This is a genomic window from Sphingorhabdus profundilacus, assembly GCF_009769755.1.
GTDB classification, from domain to species: Bacteria; Pseudomonadota; Alphaproteobacteria; order Sphingomonadales; family Sphingomonadaceae; genus Sphingorhabdus_B; species Sphingorhabdus_B profundilacus.
Genome location: NZ_SDWJ01000001.1, coordinates 483743 through 507979 on the forward strand (window position 1 = coordinate 483743; position 24237 = coordinate 507979).

19 protein-coding genes are annotated in these 24237 nt (G+C 56.1%); 3 read left to right on the forward strand and 16 right to left on the reverse strand.

Annotation, left to right across the window (positions count from 1 at the left end; genetic code table 11):
* Nucleotides 1-3: 3 nt before the first annotated feature.
* The 8 genes from EUU23_RS02305 to EUU23_RS02340 are packed head-to-tail and all read right to left on the reverse strand — an operon-like array spanning nt 4 to nt 9819.
* A complete protein-coding gene (locus EUU23_RS02305) occupies nt 4-492 on the reverse strand; it encodes an aminomethyltransferase family protein (RefSeq protein WP_160352505.1) in 489 nt (162 codons plus the stop codon).
* The gene (locus EUU23_RS02310) at nt 485-3253 is read right to left on the reverse strand and encodes a 2Fe-2S iron-sulfur cluster-binding protein (RefSeq protein WP_160352506.1); all 2769 of its coding nucleotides are present in this window, start codon (nt 3251-3253) and stop codon (nt 485-487) included. The genes EUU23_RS02305 and EUU23_RS02310 overlap by 8 nt, the downstream gene beginning before the upstream one ends.
* Complete coding sequence (locus EUU23_RS02315; protein WP_160352507.1) at nt 3250-3513, reverse strand: sarcosine oxidase subunit delta; 264 nt, start codon at nt 3511-3513, stop codon at nt 3250-3252. The genes EUU23_RS02310 and EUU23_RS02315 overlap by 4 nt, the downstream gene beginning before the upstream one ends.
* On the reverse strand, nt 3513-4769 hold the full coding sequence (locus EUU23_RS02320; RefSeq protein WP_160353498.1) for a sarcosine oxidase subunit beta family protein: 1257 nt from the start codon (nt 4767-4769) through the stop codon (nt 3513-3515). The genes EUU23_RS02315 and EUU23_RS02320 overlap by 1 nt, the downstream gene beginning before the upstream one ends.
* Entirely contained in the window at nt 4766-5902 is a 1137-nt protein-coding gene (locus EUU23_RS02325) for an NAD(P)/FAD-dependent oxidoreductase (RefSeq protein ID WP_160352508.1), read from the reverse strand. Before EUU23_RS02325 ends, EUU23_RS02320 begins: the two co-directional genes overlap by 4 nt.
* Nucleotides 5899-7362 carry an FAD-dependent oxidoreductase gene (locus EUU23_RS02330; RefSeq protein WP_160352509.1) on the reverse strand — a complete coding sequence of 488 codons (1464 nt, stop codon included), beginning with the start codon at nt 7360-7362 and terminating at the stop codon, nt 5899-5901. The genes EUU23_RS02325 and EUU23_RS02330 overlap by 4 nt, the downstream gene beginning before the upstream one ends.
* Nucleotides 7362-8615, reverse strand: a complete 1254-nt coding sequence (locus tag EUU23_RS02335) for a cystathionine gamma-synthase family protein (RefSeq protein WP_179956499.1) — start codon at nt 8613-8615, stop codon at nt 7362-7364. The genes EUU23_RS02330 and EUU23_RS02335 overlap by 1 nt, the downstream gene beginning before the upstream one ends.
* Entirely contained in the window at nt 8608-9819 is a 1212-nt protein-coding gene (locus EUU23_RS02340; protein ID WP_160352511.1) for an aromatic ring-hydroxylating oxygenase subunit alpha, read from the reverse strand. The genes EUU23_RS02335 and EUU23_RS02340 overlap by 8 nt, the downstream gene beginning before the upstream one ends.
* Nucleotides 9820-9995: 176 nt before the next feature.
* Here EUU23_RS02340 and EUU23_RS02345 point away from each other — a divergent pair, with 176 nt between their 5' ends.
* A complete protein-coding gene (locus tag EUU23_RS02345; protein ID WP_246156037.1) occupies nt 9996-10910 on the forward strand; it encodes a LysR family transcriptional regulator in 915 nt (304 codons plus the stop codon).
* On the opposite strand, the gene fdhD is transcribed toward EUU23_RS02345, so the two are convergent.
* Genes fdhD through purU form a run of 8 tightly spaced genes read right to left on the reverse strand, consistent with a single transcriptional unit; the run spans nt 10858 to nt 19153 of the window.
* The gene (fdhD, locus tag EUU23_RS02350) at nt 10858-11661 is read right to left on the reverse strand and encodes a formate dehydrogenase accessory sulfurtransferase FdhD (RefSeq protein ID WP_160352513.1); all 804 of its coding nucleotides are present in this window, start codon (nt 11659-11661) and stop codon (nt 10858-10860) included. The genes EUU23_RS02345 and fdhD overlap by 53 nt on opposite strands.
* Complete coding sequence (locus tag EUU23_RS02355) at nt 11648-11860, reverse strand: formate dehydrogenase subunit delta (protein WP_343032671.1); 213 nt, start codon at nt 11858-11860, stop codon at nt 11648-11650. The genes fdhD and EUU23_RS02355 overlap by 14 nt, the downstream gene beginning before the upstream one ends.
* Complete coding sequence (fdhF, locus tag EUU23_RS02360) at nt 11857-14715, reverse strand: formate dehydrogenase subunit alpha (protein WP_160352514.1); 2859 nt, start codon at nt 14713-14715, stop codon at nt 11857-11859. Before fdhF ends, EUU23_RS02355 begins: the two co-directional genes overlap by 4 nt.
* Nucleotides 14716-14746: 31 nt before the next feature.
* The gene (gene mobA / locus EUU23_RS02365) at nt 14747-15286 is read right to left on the reverse strand and encodes a molybdenum cofactor guanylyltransferase (RefSeq protein ID WP_160352515.1); all 540 of its coding nucleotides are present in this window, start codon (nt 15284-15286) and stop codon (nt 14747-14749) included.
* Nucleotides 15283-16725: an NADH-ubiquinone oxidoreductase-F iron-sulfur binding region domain-containing protein gene (locus tag EUU23_RS02370; protein WP_160352516.1), complete on the reverse strand. Its 1443-nt coding sequence runs from the start codon at nt 16723-16725 to the stop codon at nt 15283-15285. The genes mobA and EUU23_RS02370 overlap by 4 nt, the downstream gene beginning before the upstream one ends.
* The gene (locus EUU23_RS02375) at nt 16722-17132 is read right to left on the reverse strand and encodes an NAD(P)H-dependent oxidoreductase subunit E (RefSeq protein ID WP_160352517.1); all 411 of its coding nucleotides are present in this window, start codon (nt 17130-17132) and stop codon (nt 16722-16724) included. The genes EUU23_RS02370 and EUU23_RS02375 overlap by 4 nt, the downstream gene beginning before the upstream one ends.
* Nucleotides 17132-18241 carry an S-(hydroxymethyl)glutathione dehydrogenase/class III alcohol dehydrogenase gene (locus tag EUU23_RS02380; RefSeq protein WP_160352518.1) on the reverse strand — a complete coding sequence of 370 codons (1110 nt, stop codon included), beginning with the start codon at nt 18239-18241 and terminating at the stop codon, nt 17132-17134. The genes EUU23_RS02375 and EUU23_RS02380 overlap by 1 nt, the downstream gene beginning before the upstream one ends.
* A gap of 54 nt (nt 18242-18295) precedes the next feature.
* Nucleotides 18296-19153: a formyltetrahydrofolate deformylase gene (gene purU, locus EUU23_RS02385; protein ID WP_160352519.1), complete on the reverse strand. Its 858-nt coding sequence runs from the start codon at nt 19151-19153 to the stop codon at nt 18296-18298.
* A 249-nt stretch (nt 19154-19402) separates the two neighbouring features.
* Between purU and EUU23_RS02390 the strand changes: the two genes are divergently transcribed.
* Nucleotides 19403-22096, forward strand: a complete 2694-nt coding sequence (locus tag EUU23_RS02390) for a TonB-dependent receptor (RefSeq protein WP_218939484.1) — start codon at nt 19403-19405, stop codon at nt 22094-22096.
* Between the two features lie 124 nt (nt 22097-22220).
* Nucleotides 22221-24227 (forward strand): sulfotransferase, encoded by a 2007-nt coding sequence (locus tag EUU23_RS02395; protein WP_160352521.1) that lies wholly within the window; start codon nt 22221-22223, stop codon nt 24225-24227.
* The last annotated feature ends 10 nt before the right edge of the window (nt 24228-24237 follow it).

Below are 24237 nucleotides of genomic sequence, written 5' to 3' on the forward strand. Positions count from 1 at the left end.
GGGTTAATCTAAAGCCTTCGCCGCCTCTTGCCAGAAGTGGAGGATTCCTTGGGCATAGCTGAGCGGTACATAGGCAAGGCAAGCGTCTTCGCTGAGGACAAGCAGCCGGATGTTGACATGGTCTATGATGGTTGCGGCGCTGGAACCAACAGCAAACGCCGGGCTTTCAGCATCAAACACGCCGCCTTCCATCAATAAGCGCCGCCAGCCCCTGCCGGACATCAACACCCGCGTGACGCCGCCGCCTATGGCTGTCAGCGCACCGTCATTGTCCAGGATGGACGGCAATGCGGAGGCATCACCTTCCACCAGCCAGACGGTTGGCTCATAGCGGATCAGGCGCAGCGCATCGCTACCGCCGGACGTCCCCATTTCCGGCAAAGCAAAACCCGCCGCCGCCGCAAATCGCGTGGCGACTGCATCCGGATTGTTCCAAATCTCGAATGCCCAAAGGGGCGCGGAGGGGAGGGTGGAAACGGTTACATCAGTCACGATAGCGTTCCCCTGCGCTGTCATAGAAATGGGGTGCAACAACGCGCACGCGCGCCTTTTGTCCACGGGTTGGCGAGGTGGCGATGAGTTCTTCGCCATGGCGCAGGAAGCCATCTGCCAATTGTCCCAAGGCGAGTGATCCGCCATCCATTATGCGGAACGCCGATGCGGTAACATGGCCTTCAGGTGACTTTCCGTCCGCCGTGACCAGCATGGACCCTTCGGGAATGGAACCTTCAACAGCTTCAAGCCCCACAAGCTGCCGGCGTCCTGCTTCGGACAGCGCGGGGCGGGTTAGGCCTGCTGCGCCGATGAAGCCACCTCCCGTGTTCAGCATTTTGTCGAGTGCGAGATCAAGTGGCGTCATGCGTCCGTCAATTTCGCCGCCCACTACCAGATGGCCTTTTTCGATGCGTAGAAACTCCATGGCTTCGAGGCCATAGAGGCATCCACCAGTCCCGACGACGGCTGTTTCGCATTCCGCCCAAACCGGTTCTGCGTTGCGCGCATCGACATAAATTTCGAAAGCCCGCTCCCCACTGTAGCTCGCCGCGAGCACGAGGACTGCGACGCCCGCAATTTTTGCGCCGACCGTCGACATATGGCGGGGCGGTTCTTCGCCAGTCAGTGTTGCAAGGACCGATTTGGCCTTCGGACCGGCTATGGCGATTCCCGCAAGATGTTCCTGCACATTCACGACAGAAACGCGCAATTCCGGATGAAGATAATTACGCACATAGGACAGATGCGTTGCCATCCGGTCCGCTCCGCCGGTGGAACTGGTCAACAGATAGCGGTTTTCATCAATCCGCCAGACGGTGCCGTCATCAAAGACAAAGCCGTCTTCGCGTAGCATGAAGGTGTAGCGTCCACGCCCGACCGCAAGTTTTCCAACGCTCGTGGCGCAAACGGTTTCGAGCAGGGCCACCGCGTCGGGTCCGCTGATTTCAAATTTTGCCAGCGTCGATACATCGGTCATGCCCACCGCAGTCCGCACCGACCGTGCCTCCCGCATCGCAGCCTCAGCAAGGCTCTCGCCCGCCATGGGATAGGCCCGTGGTCGGAACCAATAGCCAAGCGGCTGCCAGATCGGGTTCTTGGCCGCGTGCACATCAAAAAGGGCCAAGCGGCGCTTATGTGCCCCCGCATCCTTCGCCGCTGTGCCTGCGAACAGACCCATGGTAACGGGCGTATAGGGTGGTCGGAATGTGGTCAGACCCGCCTCGGGAATTGCAACGCCTTGCTTTTCGGCGAGCCGAGCAAGCGCACCCATATTGCTGGTTTTACCCTGATCGGTTGCCATGCCCAGCGTCGTATAGCGTTTGAGATGTTCGACCGACCGGTAACCTTCGGCCCAGGCCAGATCGACATCGGCCAAGGTCACGTCATTCTGGAAATCGACAAAACTCTTTTTCGCCGGAACGACAGGCGCTGCTGAGAAGACCGGGGCGGGGCTCGCGGCACCGCCGATGGTTTTCACATTCTGGCGTGATTGCCCCGGGACAAAGGCTTGCGCCGCATCATTCCATTCCAGCGTTCCACCGGCCTGGCAATGCAAATGGACGACAGGCGTAAACCCGCCGGAGACAGCCAGCAGATCGGCATCCCAGCTTTTGGGTATGCCATCCACGATGCCCGACACACTTTTGAGGCAGTGGCGCGAACCTTTGGTTGCCAAGGGATGAGCGTTGTTGAATGTTGTAAAACCATGCTCCTGACCGGCCGGAGCAGGACGTGCGTCGAGAATGGCGACAATTTGCGCCCCGGCCTCTTTCAAGGCATGCGCGGTCAAATAGGCGTCATCATTATTCGTGGCTATCACGACACGCTGACCGGGGCATACCCCAAAGCGCCGAACATAGGTTCGCACGGCTTGTGACAGCATGACGCCGGGCCGGTCATTATGGGGAAACGCCATGGGCCGTTCGATTGACCCTGTCGCCAAGATTACCTGGCCTGCACGGACATGCCACAACCGTTGTGCAACGCCATTGGCGGGCACTTGTCCGGGCTCAGCAAGCCTTTGGGTCAGGGTGACCAGATCATGTTCCCAATAACCGGACGCCGTTGTGCGCGTAAGAATATGGCCGCCTGATGCACGAATGCGGTCCGCACTTTCTTTGGCCCATGCACTATCCAACTCTTGCGGATCGCGGATAAGCGAGGCGCCGAGGATATCATCCTGCTCGACCAAGATGACGCGCTTTCCGGCATCGGCAGCTTCCCTTGCGGCGGCGATTCCGGCAGGGCCAGCGCCTACGACCAAGACATCGCAAAAGGCCGCGCGCTGGCTGAAACGATCAGGGTCGGCATCGCGTGGTGCATTTCCCAAACCGGCAGCTTTGCGGATAAAATGTTCATAGAACATCCATCGTTTGGCCGAACCGAAGAAGGTTTTGTAATAGAACCCCGCCGAAAAAACCGGTGCTGCAAGTCCGAGGATAGCGCCGAAGTCCAGCGACAGGTTGGGCCAGCGATTTTGGCTTTGGGCCGCCAAACCGTCATAGACAAAGACGTCGGTGGCGCGCGTGTTCGGTTCGGCCCGCCCGCCTTCGCCCACCGTCACCAAGGCGTTGGGTTCTTCGACACCGGCGGTCATGATCCCGCGGGGGCGGTGGTATTTGAAACTGCGCCCGACAAGGCCGATGCCATTGGCCAACAGCGCCGCCGCTAGCGTATCGCCAGCGCGTGCCGAATAGCGCGTTCCGTCGAAGGTGAAGCTGATGTCCTGCCCGGAATTGGGGCGCGAAGGGCCGGTCATGGTAAAGCCTCCGGTCCGACCGCGCGGACCTGCGAAATCTCGTTCGTGACGCGGTGGCGGGTGACCACCATCCACGCACGACAGCCGAAGGTATGACGCCAAATCTCGTCGTCTACACCGCGCGGATTGCTTCGGGTGAAGAGTATCTGCATGGCCTCGTCATTGCTTGCACCTGCCGGTGCAACAGAATCGACCGTGCGCTCATAGACAAATTCGCTCTGCGCGCGCGGGCCGCAATGGGGGCAGTTGATCAACATCATTAGCGGCTGTTCGGCATCGGGCCGGTCCCTGTTTCGTCAATGGTCGCGCCGCGCATGAAGCGTTCGAGCGCAAATGGGGCGTTAAGAGCATGGGGTGAGCCAGTGGCAAGTGTGTGGGCATAGGTCCACCCCGACGCCGGTGTGGCTTTGAAACCACCATAGCACCAACCACCGTTGAGATAGAGATTACGGACCGGTGTTTCCCCGATGATGGGCGCTCCGTCAAAACTCATATCGGTGACGCCTGACCATGTGCGTACCATGCGTAATCGGGAGAGGGCAGGGACGAGGGCAAGCCCTTGTGCGATGGCACCTTCCATCACCATCGGGTGGCCGCGTTGCGCGTAGCTCGGCCAATTGTCAGGGTCGCCGCCAAAGACAATGCCGCCCTTGTCCGACTGGCTGATATAGCAATGCAGGGATTGCGACATGATGACGCTGTTAATCATCGGTTTGACGCCCTCGGTCACCATGGCTTGCAAGGTTTGCGATTCCACCGGCAGTTTCAGACCCGCGAGCCCTGCGACATGGCCGCTATGTCCTGCGACACAGATGCCAACCCGGCCAGCACCGATCCGGCCGCGTGTGGTTTCGACGCCAACGACCGCATCGCCGTCGCGGACAAATCCGGTAACCTCGCATTTCTGGATGATGTCGACGCCGAAGGAATCTGCCCCGCGTGCGTAACCCCACGCCACGGCGTCATGCCGGGCGGTTCCGCCGCGCCGCTGGATCAAACCGCCTTCGATGGGAAAGCGGGCGCTGCGCGACATGTCGAGCAATGGTTCGAGTTTTGCGACCTCGTCGCGGGTCATCAGGTCGGCATCAATTCCATCGCAACGCATGGCATCGCCACGCTCGGCCAGCTTGACCATATCGGCATCGCTGTGGCCCAAAAACATCGCGCCACGCGGGCTGAACATCACGTTATAATTCAGCTCGTCGCTCAGATTATGCCATAATTTCAGGCCAAATTCGAACAGGTCATGCAACGGCTTTTGCCGATAGTTGGACCGCACGATGGTCGTATTTCGGCCGGTATTGCCGCCCCCGATCCAGCCCTTTTCCAACACCGCAATGTTTTTGAGGCCGTGCACCTTTGCAAGATAATAAGCGGTCGCAAGGCCATGCCCGCCGCCACCGATAATGACGATATCATAATGCGCCTTCGGCTCCGGATCGCGCCACGCAGGCTGCCAATGCTTCTGCCCGTTCAGGGCCCCCCGCAACAATCCGAAAGCCGAGTAGCGATTCATGAAATCGGCATCCACCCGCGCTTTTCGCGCCAATCGGATTCCAGATTATCAAAGCGCGATAGCTTCAATATGTCGATATTCGCAAAGGAACAGGCACCATCGATGACGAGATCGCGGATGGCGTGACCCGATGCGGGCGATAGCCCGAACCCGACACCCGACATGGATGCAACGACGACATTGTCAGGGCTGGTCAGGCGATCAATGATCGGGCGACCATCGGGGGAGTTTTCAATAACCCCCGCCCAGCTGCGGATGATGTTCAGATGGGCCGCCTTGGGCAATAGTTCAGCCAAACGGCTGGCGAGGTTCCGCATCAGCGGCGTTGACGGCCGGTCCTTGGGGCCTGTCGCATCAACATCGATCCACTCATGCGGCCCGCCGCCATAAGCGAGATTGCCGCGCATTGTCTGGCGTCCATAGAGCTTATGCCCATCCACGCCGCCAATGGGCATCATGGGCGCTGGCTCGGTAATGATCATTTCTGCGCGGGCAGGGGCAAGCGGAATATCTATGCCGAACTGTGCCATCAATTGCGGTATCTGCGGTCCGGCCGCAACCACCACGGCATCGCAGCCATAGGTCGCCGTCGCCGTTTTGACCGCAGTGACTTTACCGCCAGCGGTTTCAAAGCTGGTGACAGGGCTATGCTGGATAATCTGTCCGCCCAGATCCTGTAGGGCCCAGGCATAGGCCTGAACGCTGCGTTGCGGGTTCGCGTGACCGCCGAATTTGTAATGGACGCCGCCGAAGCAATTGTCGCCAGCCAAAGGCACAGCCTCTTGTACTTGCTTGACATCCAGCACCTCGACCGGATGCCCCAGACGGTGATGGCGTTCGGCAACGAAGCGATATTGCTCCCACTGCCGTTCGGTCATCGCGATGATCACGCGCTCTTTCTGATGCTCAGTCGGATAGCCGAGCAATTCATCCATCTGCGGCCACATACGCTGTTCTTCATCAAACAGCGGGCTTTGATAGTGGGACGCCCCGCCGCCATTGCGGCCCGACGCTTCCCAGCCGACAATGAACTTGTCTAGCACGGTTACCTTGACGCCTGACCGCGCCAGCCACCAGCCTGCGCTCAGTCCGGTGACGCCGCCACCGACGATGACAACTTCCGACCCGCTCATTCGTACATCCCCGTATAGAGCATCTGGCGATGGTCCTCTTCATATTGCGTACCGAGATCTTCAAGCGGAACCCACTGCGTCGGGATACCGAACCAGACGTCCCAGGCCGCCGTCATGGCCTCGGGCTCATTCCAGTCCGCCATGATTTTCAAGGGCAGCGGACGAACCGGGGCGCGATGCGACGCCAAGGGAATGGTACCGAAAGGCTTCCCGGACTCGAGAGCAAGCAGCATCGCCACTTGATCGCGGCAACGGCGGCCCTGGCACACACCCATGCCTGCGCGGGTCAGACGTTTTATTTGGTCGGGATTGGCGGGGCCATCCTGCAATAATGTCTCCAGCGACCGGGCACACATCGGCGCAGGGCGCGACAGATAATTGGGCGGCTGCACGCCGATCAGGTCCGCCCGCGTCACTTCTTCACACTGGCAAATGATCGTGTCATCGGTGCTGATGGCGGTGAGGGCCTGCATCCACTCCATGCGGTACGCGACATGGTCGAAACCTGTTTCAGCTAACCCGGCGCAATCGCCGACGGCCGAAACCGTTGCTTCGCCAACGGGGACATATCCGCCGCGTGTCGCGTTCAGCGTGCGTCCACCGTGCATGGCATCGACCAGTTCAATCGACGGAACCAAGCCGATTGCGATACAGATCGTATCGCACGCAATTTCCTCGCCATTGGAAAGTACGGCGGCTTCGACGCCATCGATGCCGCCCTTGGCCGATGTGATGGTGGTACCGCAATGGATAGCGATGCCCGTTGCTTCCAGTTTTGCTTGCAAGTCGGCTGAGCCCTGCGGTTCGCCGCGCACTTCGACGAGGCCAGCGACGTCAAGGCCGCGTGTGTGCGCTACAAGCGCCGTTTCGATGGCGAGATCGTGCGATCCGAGGATCAAAATGCGGTGTCCGGCAAAGGCGTCATAACGCGCCAGCAACATCTGCAACGCCGCCGCACCCATAACGCCAGGCTGGTTCCAGCCAGGAAAGGCCATGGCAAGATCACGCGCACCGGTGGCGAGCGTGATATGATCGAAGCCGATCAGCCATGACCGTTCTGCATCGGCAAGGCCAACGACCTGCTCGGGTAGGCTGGCGACGCCGGGGCCATTCCGGTAAACACCCCAGGCAGTGGTCCCCAACAACAGTTCGACCCCGGCCTCCATGGCTATTTCCAGTTCCGGCATGCTCATGAAAATTGCTTCGAGCATTCGCTCGCTATTCTGTGTCGCTGCGGTCATCCGGCCACCGAAGTAAAGCGGCACGTCGTTACCCATCAGCGCGCCGGAGACGGGGTTTTCGTCGACGAGCAAAACCTTGCTGCCTGCCTTTGCCGCGTCGATGGCGGCGGCAACGCCGCTAGGCCCGGCGCCCACGACGACAAGCTCATAATGCGCCTCGGGCGCGCTGCGCGTGCCATTGACCGCGCAAATATCTGTTCCGGTAAATTTCAGTTCCATCACACCGCCTCCAGTGCCTGCGCCAAATCGGCGATCAGATCATCCACATGTTCAAGACCCACCGACAGACGCATCGTCCCATCGGTGATTCCGCCAGCCAATCGTTGTGCGGGCGCCACAGCATAATGCGTCGTGCTCGCCGAATGGCAGATCAACGTTTCCGAACCACCAAGGCTGACCGCTACTTTCAGCAGTTGCAGATTGTCCAGCATGCGAAATGCTTCCGCTTCGCTGCCGTGCAGATGGAAAGAGAAAGTGGACCCGGCGGCCTTGCACTGGCGGTCGTAAACGGCGCGCGGACGGCTGCCTTCTGAAAGAAAGCCCAGATAGGTGACGCCTGCCACTTTTGGGTGTTGGCGCAGAAATTCTGCGACACCTAATGCGTTGGACATAGCCCGCTCGGTGCGGACCGCAACAGATTCCAACGACCGTAACACTAACCATGATGTATAGGGGTCGAGATGATTGCCCCAGGTTGTGCGCTGCGATCTCAACTGTTCAATAAGCTCTTTGCGCCCGGTCACGCCACCTGCCAGCAAGTCGCTATGACCGCCGCAATATTTTGTGAGCGAGGTCATGCACAGATCGACGCCATGCTCGATCGGACGTTGTGCGAAGGGACCCAACAAAGTGTTGTCGACAACGACCAGCGGACGATGCCCCTGAAGCGCACCCACTTCGTCCGCCATCCGGACCATCAGATCCAGATCGACCATTGCTGCGGTCGGATTGGCAGGCGTTTCCGCTATGATCAGTTTCAGTGTGCCTTTTGCCATTGCTGCCTGCGCCGCTGCGCGCACATCGGCTTCGTCCGTGCCGTCCAGATAAGCGGCGGCGTGCGATCCGAATTGGGGCATGATGCTGTTATAGAGCATATCGACGCCGCCATAGATCGGACGGCCGTGCAAAACGCTATCGCCGGCGCGCACATGCGCGAGCGCGATACTGGAATGGGCGGCCATGCCGCTGCAATAGGCGACTGCTTCTTCGGCACCGTCAATCGCGGCGAGGCGCTTTTCCAGAAAGTCCAAACCGGGATGGCCAAGGCGCGAATAGATGTGGTTGGTTTGCCCGACTAATGGCCCGGTGCCATCGAAATAAGCTTCGTGCACATCCTTGGCATGTTGTGCCGAAGGATACACAAAGGTCGAGGTCATGAAGATAGGCGGCTTTACCGAACCCATCCCCATCTGGGCGTCATATCCATAAGCAACAGCAAGCGTTTCGGGGCGCATCCCCTTTGGTTTATCCATTGGCATGGGCCGCAATATAAGCGCGTCCCTTATCGCAATACCAGTCGGTAAAACGCTGCGCGAGCATTTCGGCTTCCTGCGAATAGGGGCCTGGAGTATAACCGGGGCTATGCACGCCGACCTGGTTATTCTCGGCCAGTTGCTTGTCTTCCGAATTCGTCGTGGTCCACAGGGAAATCAGCTTTTCAATGTCATAATCGACGCCTTCGACCGCGTCCTTGTGCACATACCATTTGCCGGTGACATGGGTTTCTTCCGGACCAACGGGCATTGCGCTGAACATGAAGGCATGATCGGCTGTGCAATGGACAAAACAGTGCGGATCGACTGCCCAGCGCATGGAGCCGATGTCGCCGCCATTGGCTTCGCACATCAGCTTCCTCGACAGATGCTGGCCGTCACTGGAAATCGAGACACATCCTTCGTTCAATGCAAAGCGTGCCACTTGCCACCAGTGGCCTTCGACCGGTGTTTGAGGGAGGTTGTGCGCCTCCATCGCGGCTTCAAAGGCGAGGACCCGTGCATCATGACCGCTGTCGAAATGTTTGGACATGCCGACGGGGAAGGTTTTGGAAAGTTCCGGATGCCCCGTGCTGCAATGGTAACATTCGCGGCCATTTTCCATTACCAATTTCCAGTTGGCATTTTCGACTAGCACGCTTTGGAAGGCGAGCTTTGCATCTTTCAGATGATGCGGCGCGGCATAAAGCTCAAGCTTTTCGCGGAAATCGTCAATCGGCGGCGGAATGTCGGCCAAGCAGATGAATATTGTGCCGGAAATGCACTCAAGCGCCACGGGTTTCAGGCCATGTTCGCTCTTTTCAAAATCATCGGGCATGCGACCCGCCGCAAAAAGGGAGCCGTCAAGATCATAGGTCCATCGGTGATAAGGGCAGACCAGCTTGGGCGTGGTGCCGCTGCCCGGCGCGCAGATCATCGATCCGCGATGGCGGCAACTGTTGTGGAAAGCGCGTATTTCACCTTGCCGGTCGCGGGTTATAAGCACCGGCCATTTCCCGACCATCATCGAAACATAGCTGCCCGCTTTGGGTAACTCGCATTCCAGACCTGCCATCAACCAACTCTGGCCATAGATTGCGGTCATGTCGAAATCGAAACTATTCTGTTCCGTGTACAAACCCTGCGGCAAGGTATGCCCCTCGCGACGCTGCCCCAACAGCGTGTCAATCCGCTTCAAATCCATGATTAGGCCTTTGTGTAATTCTCTCCAACGCTGGAATGGTCCAGATAGCATGGCTAATAAAATCGCATTTTCGCATAGCCCTATGTCAAAATGTCGGGCAAAGTCATTGGCGACGAAACGAGCACAGTCGAAAGGCCCCGATCATTTCAAACCGCAGCACTATCAACCGTCGCTGGTTGCCCCTGAATGCGCTTCGTGCGTTTGAAGCGGTGGGCCAGCATCTCAGCTTTACTGGCGGTGCATCCGCATTATCCGTTTCACAAAGTGCGATGAGCAGGCACGTCGGCGGACTTGAGGATTTGTTGGGCAAGCAATTGTTTGTTCGCGATGCATCGCGATTGTCGCTGACTCCTGCGGGTGAAGAATTGCTGCCGGTTATAAGCAAATGTCTCGACCGGCTTGAGCAGACGATGAACTCGATCCGCGATGATGAAGTAACCGGCCGGTCGTTCAGACTCCATGTCCCGCCTTCCTTGCTGCAACAATTATTCCTGCCCATGCTTCGCGATTTTCGGGCTGAGCACCCGGATATCCGGCTGGACGTATCAAGCGCGCATGTCACCGGCTTGCCGCCAACCGATTTCGATATGGCGATTGCCTATGACCGTCCAAATGTGGATGACCGGGTGACCGATCTGTTGTGGATGGTCCGCGTCGCACCATTATGCTCTGCTGAAACGGCCAAGGCCAGCATTGGTAAAAGTCTTGAACAATTTCTTTGCAGTCAGGAATTTCTGCATTTGAAGCTGGATGGAGAACCACGCGAGCTATTATGGACCGCTTATCTGCGGCAAAGTGGATTGACGATGACGACGAATGGCGGGTTGGCTTTTGACACAACCATTGCCGCCGCCCAATATGCGATGACGGCAAATGGCGTATTTCTGGGCGATGTGGACATGTTTGCGCAGGAAATTGCTGACGGGCGGCTCGTCATGCCTTATGATGCGGTCATTGAGGATGGCTATGGCTATTATCTGAAACTGCACGCCGACGATTTAGCCGATCCTGCCATTTCGATGTTCCGGAGTTGGCTGATCAATCGGTTCGGGGCATTGCGACCAGAGCGGCGTCCGGACGCGCAAGGCTAACAAGCCGTAATCCGAGCTTTTCTGCGGTTCGTATCGCAAGATCAGTTGCCGCCGAAATTGTCACCAACATCGGACATTGGGCGAGTATTGTCTTTTGCACCAATTCCAGACTGCACCGCGCGGTCACAAGGATAAAGCCCGACGAAGGTGCAATCTGGGCCGCAGCGAGCGCACCAATCAGCTTGTCGAGCGCATTGTGCCTTCCGACATCTTCGCGCGTCATTTGTATAGACCCGTCCGGCGTGCAAAAAGCCGCTGCGTGCGCTGACCCTGTCGCTGCATTCAACCGTTGGTGCTCGCGCAACGAAGTCAGGGCCGTGAATATGGCGCTGTCAGGCACATCAAGAGAAGTTTTTATAGGGGGCAGGGCGCGCATAACCTCTTGCAGATTATCCATGCCGCACAGCCCGCAACTGCTTTCCGAAACACGTTGCCTTGCGCGCTCGATTACTTTCTCGGCGTTGGCATTGGGTAGCTGTATCCGGACAATCCAGCCCAAATCGCTTTGGTGTATATCAATCGCCGGAATCTGGTCAGCGCTGCCGATCAGCCCTTCGGAAAGACTAAATCCTATTGCATAATCATGAAGGTCGAAAGGCGTTGCCATCATGACGGCATAGCCAATGCCGTTATACTCGATCGCAATCGCCGCTTCGATTATGGTGTGTCGAACCACCCGTCCATTCGCGCCGCCGTCCGATTTTATGACAGCAAAGTGCAGCGGTATCGCGCCATTTTCACGCTGAGGCATGTGCTTGCGCTAAACGTTGCACCGCAGCCGCCGCTTCAGGCGAAAGCCCTTCGCCATCGCTTTCGAGGATCATCTGTTTCATTCGCGGATCCCAGAACAGCTGGATATGTTCAGCCGTTGCGGTCACGGGGTCCGGGTCCGTCGCCAGATTGGTAGCGATCTGGTTGAGCATGTATACAAGGCGTTCAAGGCTTGTCACTCGGCTGGCACCTCGGTCGCAATCCGCCGTGCGCGTTCGGAAAGCGCCTCATATTCTTCTTGCCAATCGGTGGGTCCATTGGACGGGCTGATCTGCACCGCAGTCACCTTATATTCCGGGCAATTGGTGGCCCAGTCGCTATAGTCTGTCGTGACTACATTCGCTTGTGTCACGGCGTGGTGGAAGGTGGTGTAGACGACGCCGGGTGCGACACGGTCGGTGACCGTCGCGCGCAATGTCGTTTCGCCTGCACGGCTGGCCAGTTTGACCCAATCGCCTGATTTTATTCCGCGATCCTCGGCATCTACCGGATGTATCTCAAGCAGATCTTCGGGGTGCCATGCCACATTCTCGGTCCGCCGTGTCTGGGCACCTACATTATAGTGCGACAATATACGGCCGGTGGTCAGCAACAGCGGGAAACGTGGTCCGGTCTTTTCATCGGTGGGGACATAGTCGGTCACCACAAATTTGCCTCTACCCCGCACAAATCCATCGACATGCATAATCGGCGATCCGTCCGGTGCAGCATCGTTCACCGGCCATTGCAGCGAACCTTCTTCGTCCAGACGGGCAAAGGAAACGCCCGCAAATGTAGGGGTCAGCCGCGCAATCTCGTCCATGATTTCGGACGGATGCGTGTAATTCCAGTCCAGTCCCATGGCTTGGGCAAGGCGCTGTGTAACCTCCCAATCTTCAAGGCCATTGAGCGGTGTCATGACCTTCCGCACGGGTTGAATACGGCGTTCGGCATTTGTAAATGTGCCGTTCTTTTCAAGGAAGGTTGATCCCGGCAGAAAGATATGCGCGTAATTGGCGGTCTCGTTCAGGAAAAGATCGTGCACGATGACGCATTCCATGGCCGCAAGACCGGCGGACACATGCTTGGTGTTTGGATCGGAATGCAGAATGTCTTCACCCTGCACGTAAAGGGCCTTGAACACACCATCGACCGCCGCGTCGAGCATATTGGGGATGCGTAAACCGGGCTCAGGGTCAAGCGAAACGCCCCAGTCATTTTCAAACAACCTTCGCGCATCACCATCGCTGATATGGCGATATCCGGACAGTTCATGCGGGAAGCTGCCCATGTCGCACGCGCCCTGGACGTTATTCTGCCCGCGCAAAGGGTTCACGCCCACGCCGCGCCGTCCGATGTTACCGGTTGCCATGGCAAGGTTGGCAATGGCCATAACGGTCGAACTGCCTTGCGAATGTTCGGTGACGCCCAAACCATAATAGATGGCACCATTGCCGCCGGTTGCGTAAAGCCGCGCCGCCGCCCGCAATTCTTCGGCCTCTACCAGAGTAGCCGGTTGCAGGCTTTCGGGGCTGTTGCGGGGCTGCTTAACAAATTCCGCCCAATGGCAATATTCATCCCAGTCGCATCGTTCCTTGATAAAGGCCTCATTGGTGAGCCCCTCGCTGACAATGACATGCGCCATCGCTGTCAGCACGGCGACATTTGTACCGGGGCGAAGGGGCAGGTGATGCTCCGCTTCGATATGCGGGGACCGCACAATGTCCGTGCGGCGCGGGTCGATCACGATCAGCTTTGCGGGCGGACGTCCGTCCTGTCCCCGCAACCGCCGTTTCATCCGGCTGGCAAACACAGGATGTCCGTCTGTCGGGTTCGCGCCGATGATCAGGATGACATCGCATTCCTCAACGCTGTCGAAATCCTGTGTGCCTGCACTGGTGCCAAAGGTCGTTTTCAACCCGTATCCGGTTGGCGAATGGCAGACGCGGGCACAGGTATCGACATTGTTGTTTCCGAAACCGGCGCGGACAAGCTTCTGCACCAAGAAGGTTTCTTCATTGGTGCAGCGACTGGATGTTATCCCGCCCAAGGCATGACGGCCATAGCTTTCGCTAATCCGCCTCAGTTCGGACGCGGTGTAAGCAAATGCCTCGTCCCACTCGACCTCGCGCCACGGATCGTTGATCGATTTGCGGATCATCGGTTTCAATATGCGTTCTTGATGCTGGGCATATCCCCAAGCAAAACGCCCTTTGACGCAGCTATGTCCCCGGTTGGCTTTGCCATCCTTGTACGGCACCATACGGATCAGTTGTTCACCGCGCATCTCCGCGCGGAAGGTGCAGCCGACGCCGCAATAGGCGCATGTGGTGACCACACTGCGTTCGGGAGTGCCAATTTCGACGACTTTTTTCTCGACCAGCGTGGCGGTCGGGCAGGCTTGAACACAGGCGCCGCAGGAAACGCATTCGGACCCTAGAAAATCATCGCTCGCCAAACCGGCGGAGATTTTGGAATCCCACCCACGACCCTCCATGGTCAGGGCGAGTGTCCCCTGCACTTCATCGCAGGCGCGAATGCAGCGCGAGCAGGCGATGCACTTGCTGGGGTCAAAATCAAAATAGGGGTTTGAATGGTCCTTTTCCTGACCCAAATGGGTGCTTTGCACCTCATAGCGCACGTCGCGCAGGCCGACGGCTCCAGCCTGATCCTGCAGTTCGCAATCACCGTTTGCGGCGCAGGTCAGGCAATCGAGCGGGTGGTCGGAAATATAGAGTTCCATCACGCCTTTGCGTAGTTTTTGCAAATGCGGCGTTTGGGTGTGGACGACCATGCCGGGTTCGACAGGCGTGGTGCAACTGGCAGGAGTCCCCTTGCGGCCATCGATTTCGACAAGACACAGGCGGCATGAACCAAAGCTTTTCATATTGTCAGTGGCGCAAAGCTTGGGAATCGCGGTGCCCTGTTCCGCCGCCGCGCGCATCACGCTTGTACCCGCCGGAACGGTGACATGCCGCCCATCAATTGTGCACGTTACAAGATCACTTGATCCGCTGGCGGGTGTGCCGAAGTCTTTTTGCGGCTGATACGTCATATGGATACCTTACACAAAATAGGGTTGCGGGTCATGAATGCTTGGCCAATTTGTCAGCAGCATATATCAGATCGGACGGGCGGTTGATGTTAAAATATGTTGTTTGCGATGGCAAAGGCCGAGCGCCAATAGTTTCAATCCAGTGCCGCATCGAATAATTGGTTTGTTGTTCCAGATGCCAGTCCAACTCCGGTGCCAGTGACGCTGGCCACAAGCCGAACAGAAAATGGTCCTCAACAAAACAGGCCATGTTTGGGTCAGTCATTTTAGGCATTTGCGGAATAGGCAAGACATCGCAGCCAACGGAAAACACATAATCGAAGCCGCCATCGCGAGCAAAATGGAGGGCGGCGTTCAACCCGCCTAAAGGGCCCTTGTCGCCAACTGGCCGATCTGTAATGCACCTCATATTTGGCCATTCGCGACCGCACACGATCAACTCGTCAACCTGATTACGCAAAGCATTCGCAACATTTTCGATCAACGGCAAATTGTTCAATACCGCAGCGGCTTTGTCACTACCGAAACGCGTGGATTTGCCGCCCGCCAGGATCGCACCCAATATCTTCATCTGAAATCTTCAGGGAAATGCGTAATCGCCGACATCACTGGATAGGGAGTGAAACCGCCCAGCGCACATAGTGAACCAAACTTCATCGTTTCGGACAGATCGGCCAAAAGCGCCAAATTCGCCTCGACATTTTTGCCTGCAATTATCTGGTCCAGCGTTTCGACGCCCCGCGTACTGCCCAAGCGGCACGGAGTGCACTTGCCACAGCTTTCGACCGCGCAGAACTCCATCGCAAAGCGCGCCATTTGCGCCATATCGACGGTATCGTCAAAAACCGTAATTCCGGCATGGCCGATCAAGGCATCGGCGGCGGCAAAGGCTTCATAGTCGAAAGGCAGGTCGAAACGGGAAGGGGGAATATAGGCCCCCAAAGGCCCGCCGACCTGAACGCAACGCACCGCCCGCCCGCTGTCGGTGCCGCCCCCAATATCGTTGACCAGTTCGCCCAATGTGATGCCGAAGCCGACCTCGAACAGGCCGCCATATTTGATGTTACCCGCCAATTGGACAGGCATTGTTCCTTTGGAACGTCCCATGCCATAGGCCGCATAGGCTTCGCCGCCATGCGTCAATATCCACGGAATTGCGGCAAGCGTCAGGACATTGTTGACGACGGTCGGCTTACCGAAAAGCCCTTCAAGCGCCGGAAGGGGAGGTTTGGCCCGGACCTCGCCGCGCTTGCCTTCAAGGCTGTTCAGGAGTGAAGTTTCTTCGCCGCACACATAGGCACCGGCCCCGACGCGGACTTCAACCACAAAGGGTGCCACCAGATGCGCGGATGCGGCGATGGCGGTTTCCATTTTGGCGATGGCGTGCGGATATTCGGACCGGATATACACATATCCCTTTTGCGCCCCTACCGCCAATGCGGCGATAGCCATGCCTTCAATCAGCATGAAGGGGTCGCCCTCCATAACCATTCGGTCTGCAAATGTGGCACTGTCGCCTTCGTCGGCATTGCAGACGATATATTTAGTGTCCGCCTGAGCCGATGCGACGGTTTTCCATTTTATGCCCGCTGGAAAGCCCGCACCTCCGCGACCGCGTAGGCCCGATGCCAGCACTGTTTCAATCGTCGCTTCCGCGCCCATGGTCCGCGCTGTCGCAAGGCCGCGCCAGCCATCGCTTGAGTAATAATCGTCGAGCGATGTTGACCGGGTCTTTCCAGCCCGCGCGAAAGTCAGGCGCGATTGACGGGTGAGGAAAGGGTGTTCGGCAATCGGACCAATTGACTCAGCTTCACCTGCCAAAATCGTTTCAACCTGATCGGCTGTTACAATTGCGTAGCCGACGCCTTCGACATCAACCAGCGGTTCGAGCCAATGCATGCCCCAACTCGACACGCGCTCGACTTCGGCACCGGCGCGCATGAACGCCTGTGCGACGGTGTCGGCACCGCAAGCTATCGCAAGAGCGTCGTCAGAAATACGGATTTTCATAGACTGGCCAACAATGTTGTAAGGCGCGTGCTATCCAAACGGGCGTGTACGGTGTCACCGACCAATGCGGCGGGACCCACGGAGCATAGCCCAAGGCAATATATGGGTTCTACTTTTACGCGGCTTTGGCCCTCCGCGACTTGGACTAGCGCCTCGACACCACGCGCCTTGCACGCTTCCGCGCGGCAGAGTTTCAGCACAGGTCGCGCTTCGGCTTCTGTCCGAAAATCGTGGTAGAAACTGACCACGCCATAGACTTCCGCGCGGGTCAAATTCAGGGTTTGGGCAATTTCCCGCATTGCATCTTCGCTGACATGGCCGAACATCTTTTGCACATCATGCAAAATCGGTAGTAAGGGGCCTTCTCGCCCCGCATGTTCAGCCAAAATGCCGGCGAGCGATGACATTAAAAAACCACAACGCTTCGGATGCTCTCGCCAGCATGCATGAGGTCGAAGCCTTTGTTGATTTCGTCAAGCGTCAAGACATGGGTAATCATGGGATCAATCTGGATCGTACCGTCCATGTAAAGATCGACGATCTTGGGCACGTCGGTGCGACCCTTGGCCCCACCAAACGCCGTTCCGCGCCAATTGCGGCCAGTCACGAGCTGGAATGGGCGCGTGCTGATTTCCTTGCCAGCCTCGGCAACACCGATGATGATGCTAGTGCCCCAGCCGCGATGGCAAGCTTCGAGTGCTTGGCGCATCACGGTCGTGTTTCCTGTGCAGTCGAACGTATACTCCGCTCCGCCGTCGGTCAGCGCCACCAGATGCTGGACAATATCGCCATCGACATCCTTGGGATTGACGAAGTGAGTCATGCCGAATTTCTTGCCCCATTCTTCGCGGGCCGGATTGATGTCGACACCGACAATCATGTTCGCGCCAGCCATCTTCGCACCCTGAAGCACATTGAGACCTATGCCGCCCAAGCCGAAGACGATGACATTGTCGCCCGGTTGTACCTTGGCAGTGTTTGTTACCGCACCCACGCCCGTCGTAACACCGCAGCCGATGTAGCAGCTGGTCTGGAAGGGCGCATCGTCACGGATCTTCGCGACGGCGATCTCCGGCAAAACGGTGAAGTTCGAAAAAGTCGAGCAGCCCATATAATGGAAGATCGGCTGGCCTTTATAACTGAACCGTGTCGTGCCGTCAGGCATCAGACCCTTGCCTTGCGTCGCACGGATCGCGGTGCACAGGTTTGATTTCCCGGACAGACAGGTTTTGCACTTACCGCATTCGGGGGTGTAAAGCGGGATAACGTGATCGCCGGGCTTCACGCTGGTGACGCCTGCACCGACCTCACGCACAATTCCGGCGCCTTCATGGCCCAGAACGCTGGGGAACAGACCTTCGCTGTCCAGTCCATCAAGGGTGTAGGCATCGGTATGGCAAATGCCCGTCGCCATGATTTCAACCAGAACTTCACCCGCCTTCGGGCCTTCGAGATCGAGCTCGACGATCTCAAGTGGCTTTTTGGCCTCAAAGGCAACGGCGGCGCGGGTTTTCATCGGCTATTCTCCTGGTCTAAATATATATTCTAATATTACAGAAATTTGCATTTGTTACTTAAACACAATTGTGCGATTTCCGTTGAGCATAACCCTATGCTCCAAATGCAGTTTAACCGCGCGGGCCAAAACGCGGCTTTCGGTATCTTGGCCTTGGGCGATCAGATCTTCGACTGTATCGGCATGGTCAACGATCGAAACATCCTGCGTTATAATCGGACCTTCATCAAGGTCTGGTGTCACATAATGGGCCGTCGCACCGACCATTTTGACGCCCCGCTCATAGGCCCGATGATAGGGCTTCGCTCCCTTGAAACCGGGAAGGAAGCTATGATGGATGTTAATTACGCGACCGTCGAGTTTCCGGCAAAGCTGGTCAGACAGCACCTGCATATAACGGGCAAGAATGATCAAGTCGACCTGCTGTTCTTCCACCATTGCCAGCAACTTCGCCTCCTGTTCCAATTTGTTTTCGGGCGTGATTGGCAAATGGTGGAACGCGATTCCTTCATGTTCGGCGCGTCGTTGCCAGTTCAGGTGGTTCGAAACGATGCTGGTTACGTCCATGGGCAACCTGTTGGTTGATGTGCGGTACAGAAGGTCATTAAGGCAGTGACCACCTTGACTGACCATAATCATCGCGCGCAGTTTCTTGCGAAGATCGTTGATTTGCCACTCCAGTTGAAAGGCGGTGGCCACCGGCATGAAGGCAGATGAAAAACTCTCAGACGTCATTTCTAGCGGACAGGAAATTGCGACCCGCATAAAAAACCGCCCGGTATTTGCATCCCCATATTGCGAGCTTTCGACAATGTTGCAGTTTTGGCTAGCTATTGAATTGGCAACCGCCGCAACAATACCCTTGCGGTCTTCACACGCGATCAACAGAACAAATTCGGCACCCGGTTGCATATTTAAACCATCCTCTAAAAACTGATACGTGGCCTAGCGTTGCAATACTGCACTATCCATCATGCCAAACATATATTAGGTCTTCTAATCGCAACATGTAGATGATGTGATTGATTGAGGAATTTAATTTACCAATCAAGAAAATTTGGTCAGTTGCGTGGGGGGGACTCCGGTTTCAGTCTGCCTTTGGAGATTTACAACCCTTGCATTGGCGAGGGATGGTTGAGGGGAAGAAAATTGAAAACCTATTTGAAAATTTCGACCGCGGCATTTGTATTGGCATCACTGGGTGCCGGTGTAGGAGCCGCTCCTGCATTTGCACAACAAACGGCAGAAGAGGATGATCGCGGCATTGCCGATATCGTTGTTACGGCAACCAGGCGTGAAGAGTCGGCAAACAGGGTGCCGCTTGCTATTACGGCGCTGGGTGGCGACACCTTGGGTGATCTCAATATCACCAAGTTCGACAAGCTGATCGAATATCTGCCAAACGTTCGGTCTGCATCGCGTGGTCCTGGTGCTTCGTCCATCTTCATTCGTGGCCTGTCCACCGATTCCCCCGGCCTGCAGATTGCAGGTACTGCGGGTGCCCAGCCAACCGTGGCGCTGTATGTAAATGATGCGCCCGCTTCGCTTGTTGGACGTAATCTCGATCTTTATGCCGTCGATTTGCAGCGCGTCGAGGTTCTGGCCGGGCCACAAGGCACCTTGTTTGGCGCAAGTGCCATGGGTGGCGCTGTCCGTTATATTACCAACAAGCCAGACACGAGCGAATTCCACGCCGGGTTTAACGCCAGCTATGCCTTTACGAAAAGCGGTGAGGAAAGCGTTGCCGGCGATGCCTTCATCAATATCCCGATTATTAAGGACAAGCTCGCTATCCGTGCGGTATTCTACACGGATCGTCAGGGTGGTTATATCGACAATGTCGCCGGAACCTTTCAGATGCCGTTCAACGGAAATGTAGGCATTGCCGGTAAATTACCAACAGGCAATCCTTTGCTGGTAATGCGCGCAATACAGTCCTGTCAGGCGACGGCGACAACGGTCGTTCCAAATTGCAATGGCAGCCAGTATACGCCGCCAACACGTCAATCCATCAACAATGACGCGTTTATCGAAAAGGACTACAACGACGCGACATACAGGGGTGGGCGTATTGCCCTGACCTGGAATATCAGCGACGACTGGTCCATTGATTTGATGCATGTCCGTCAGGAACTTGACACAGATGGCGTGTTCGATTTTGAACCTGATGTGGGTGATCTTAAGGTCACAAAGTTTAACGACAATTCTTTGCGTGACCGCGTCAATCTCTCGACGTGGGCAGTTAATGGCCGCCTTGGTGAACTCGACCTGATTTACACAGGTTCGTTCATGAAGCATCGTGCGACGCAAATTGCCGATTATGCCGGTTATTCAAATATCGGCCTATACCTGCCTTATTATGAATGCGATCGCGGCGTTTATTACACAGCGGCGTATAACGGCAATATCGGCAACACTTGCTATGCACCTAACAAAAGCTATCAGGTTCGTAACCGGACAAAGCGCCTGACACAGGAGTTTCGCGTTACGACGCCTGCGGACAAGCGTATCCGTGGTACGTTCGGGTTGTTTTATGATAACAATAAATTGTTCGACAATACCGATTGGTCCTATTTGCAAGAAGCAGCTGGGTTCATAAATCGTCGTGCACCAAACCCTTCGGTTAACGCAAACGATACCAGCATCCGCCCAGTGAAAGTCGGATTTTTCAACGATATTCAGCGGAAAGACAAGCAATTCGCCGCTTATGGTGAAGCGTCGTTTGATATCGTGCCAGAAAAGCTGATCTTGACCGGTGGGTTGCGTTATTACAACGAGAAGGCGTCGATCAACGGGTCGTCTAACGGAAGCTTCGGCGGTGCACGTGGTGTTTACAACCCCGCAACCGGAACATATTCGCCGTCGGCAACTCCGCCTGCATTCTACAATGTTAGTGCGAACCTTAACGTCCTTTACGCTGACGCCTCGCCAGCAAAATACACAGGTGTGCTTTACAAGGCCAACCTGACCTATCGGATCGGCGAAGGTTCGCTTATTTATGCGACTTACTCCGATGGCTTCCGTCCAGGCGGCTTCAACCGTCGTCCATGCCGCGTACCTAGCGCGATCTGTCCGACAAACGCTGATTTCGTCCGGTTGGGAACTTATGTACCTGATAAGGTCCAGAACTATGAAATCGGAGGTAAGTTTGCATTGCTTGATCGGCAGTTGCAGCTCAACTTAGCCGCATATCGGATTGATTGGAGCAATGTCCAGATTACCGTGTTTGACCAAAACATCTCGAACCAGACATTTACGACAAATCTGCTTGATGCACAGATCCGCGGTATTGAAGGTGATCTGACATGGCGGGCTACGCAAGAGCTGACACTTAACAGTGCCTTCTCGTACAATGATTCAGAGCTTAGCAAGTATCGGAAAAATACGACGGTGCTTCGCCCTCTGGGTGGCCCACTCGCGTTGAGCCCCAAGTTCCAGTTTAATGCCCGCTTGTTCTGGGAAAAAGAACTGGCATCTGGATTGGCTCCCTTCGCTCAGGTTGGTTTCCATTATGTCGGCAAGAGCATTTCAGATGTCATCGACAATGTCGACATTCGGTACCAGGCGTCTAACCCTACTTTGGGTTACGCGCCGTCAATTCCCGTGACGTACAATGGTGTGCTTGTTCGTCCGGGCGATGTAATCGTACCCATTCCAGCGGCCCAGAAGCTCGATTCCTATGCGACTTTTTCGGCATCGTTCGGCGTTTCGAAAGACGAATGGCGTCTCGAATTGTTCGGGGACAATCTGACGGATGAGCGCCCTGAATTGTACAAGAGCGGAAATGATGGGGAACTTCGTACAACCACATCTCGCCCGCGCACCATCGGTTTGCGGTTCTCATACAAGATTTAACTTTTAGGGAAGGGGCACCAGCAATTATGCGCGGTGCCCCTTCGCCATTCTATTTCGGCATTGCGTCCGAGGCACGAAGTGCGGCAATGTTCGCGCAACTGTTCGTCACAACACAGGAGTTCGTGTGACATTGCTGGCGCAAATCTCGCCTGAAACCATCGACGCCTTATTGCGAGAGGCGAGAACGCATCTGCAAAATGCCCGACTGGTCGACGCTGCCGCCGTCTGCGCGCAGTTACTCGACGCGGCGCCTGACAATATTGATGCCCTTTATACCTTGGCCGTTACACGGCGAATGCAAAGGCGGATTCCTGACGCGCTCGATACCCTTGATACTCTCATTGCGCTGGATCCCAGCTATGGACGTGGCTGGCAGGAGCGCGGCCATTGTTTGCGCGACAGTGGTCGCACCGAAGAAGCCATTGCGGCCTATCAGCGCGCGGTTACCCATAATGGCGCACTGGTTGCAAGCTGGCGCTTGCTGAGCGAATTACATGGCGCCGCCGAACGGACGGCTCCGGCCGATTTTGCCCACGCACAGTTCACCCATTTGTCACAATTACCCCCCGAATTGCTCAGCGTCGCGAGCTTTGTTCAGGAAGGCCGGATTTACAAGGCAGAGCAGCTTTGCCGCGCTTTCCTCCAGAAAAATGGCCATCATATTGAGGCGATGCGACTGCTTGCGGAAATCGGGATGAAGTTCAACGCTTATGATGAAGCGGAGTTCTTGCTGGAATCCTGCAAAGTTTTGGAACCTGACAATGTCAGTGCCCATTTTGACTATGTCAAAGTCCTGCGAAAGCGCCAGAAATTCGAACAGTCGCTGATGGAAGCATCAGAGTTGCGGGATAAGGAACCGGGCAATCCCGAATTTGAAATGCTCTATGCCAACGAAAATTTGGCGGTTGGCAATTTCGATCAAGCCATGTTGGTCTATGAAGCATTATTGGGTTCAATGCCGAATAATCCCGGCATCAACCTGACTTATGGTCACGCATTGAAAACTGTAGGGCGTCAAGACGATGCCATTACGGCCTACCGCCGTGCCTATCAGGCAAAGCCCGACTGCGGAGACGCCTATTGGAGCCTCGCAAATCTCAAAACCTACCGGTTTGATGACAATGAAATCCGTCAAATGCGCGAGCGTGAAGCGTCGCCGATGACGGCGTTGGATGATCGGTACCATCTTTGCTTCGCTTTGGGAAAGGCATTGGAGGATCGCGGCGAATATCAGGATTCTTTCGCATATTATGAACGGGGCAATCGCCTGAAGCGCGAGGAGCTTAGATATGACCCCAAGCGCTTGTCGAATGAAATGCGGTTGCAGCGTACTGAAGTGACATCGGACTTGTTGCACCAATTTGAAGGCGCGGGTTGCCCAGATGCTGCCCCGATATTTATCGTTGGGCTACCCCGTGCAGGCTCCACATTGCTGGAACAGATACTTGCCTCGCACAGTCAAGTAGAAGGAACGATGGAACTTCCCAATGTTTTTGCACTTGCCTATCGGCTCGATCGTAGCCGCAGCGTGGGTGACGAACCTGAATATCCCGGAAATTTGGGGAGTTTGGCGCCTGAGGATGTGCTTCGCTTTGGTGAAGAATTTATCCGTGATACGCAGGTCTATCGCAAAAAGGGGACGCCTTATTTTATCGATAAAATGCCCAATAATTTCCGTCACATTGGCCTCATCCATATGATCCTGCCCAATGCGAAAATCATTGATGCGCGCCGTGGGGCAATGGGATGCTGCTTTTCCGGGTTCAAACAGTTGTTTGCCGAAGGGCAGGAATTCACTTATGGTCTTGAAGAAATAGGTGAATATTACAAGGACTATGTCGCATTGATGGATCATTGGGATGCGGTGATGCCGGGCAAGATATTGCGGGTACGATATGAAGACGTAGTGGCCGATTTGGAGACACAGGTTCGCCGCTTGCTCGATTATTGCGAACTGCCCTTTGAAGATGCGTGTATTAATTTCCACCAGACCGAGCGCGCCGTTAGAACGGCCAGTTCGGAACAGGTGCGACAACCGATTTTCAAAAGTGGCGTCGATCAATGGGAGCATTTCAGCGCTTATCTTGATCCGCTACGCGTAAATTTAGGGCCGGAACTGGCTGCAACCTGAGGGGGAATGA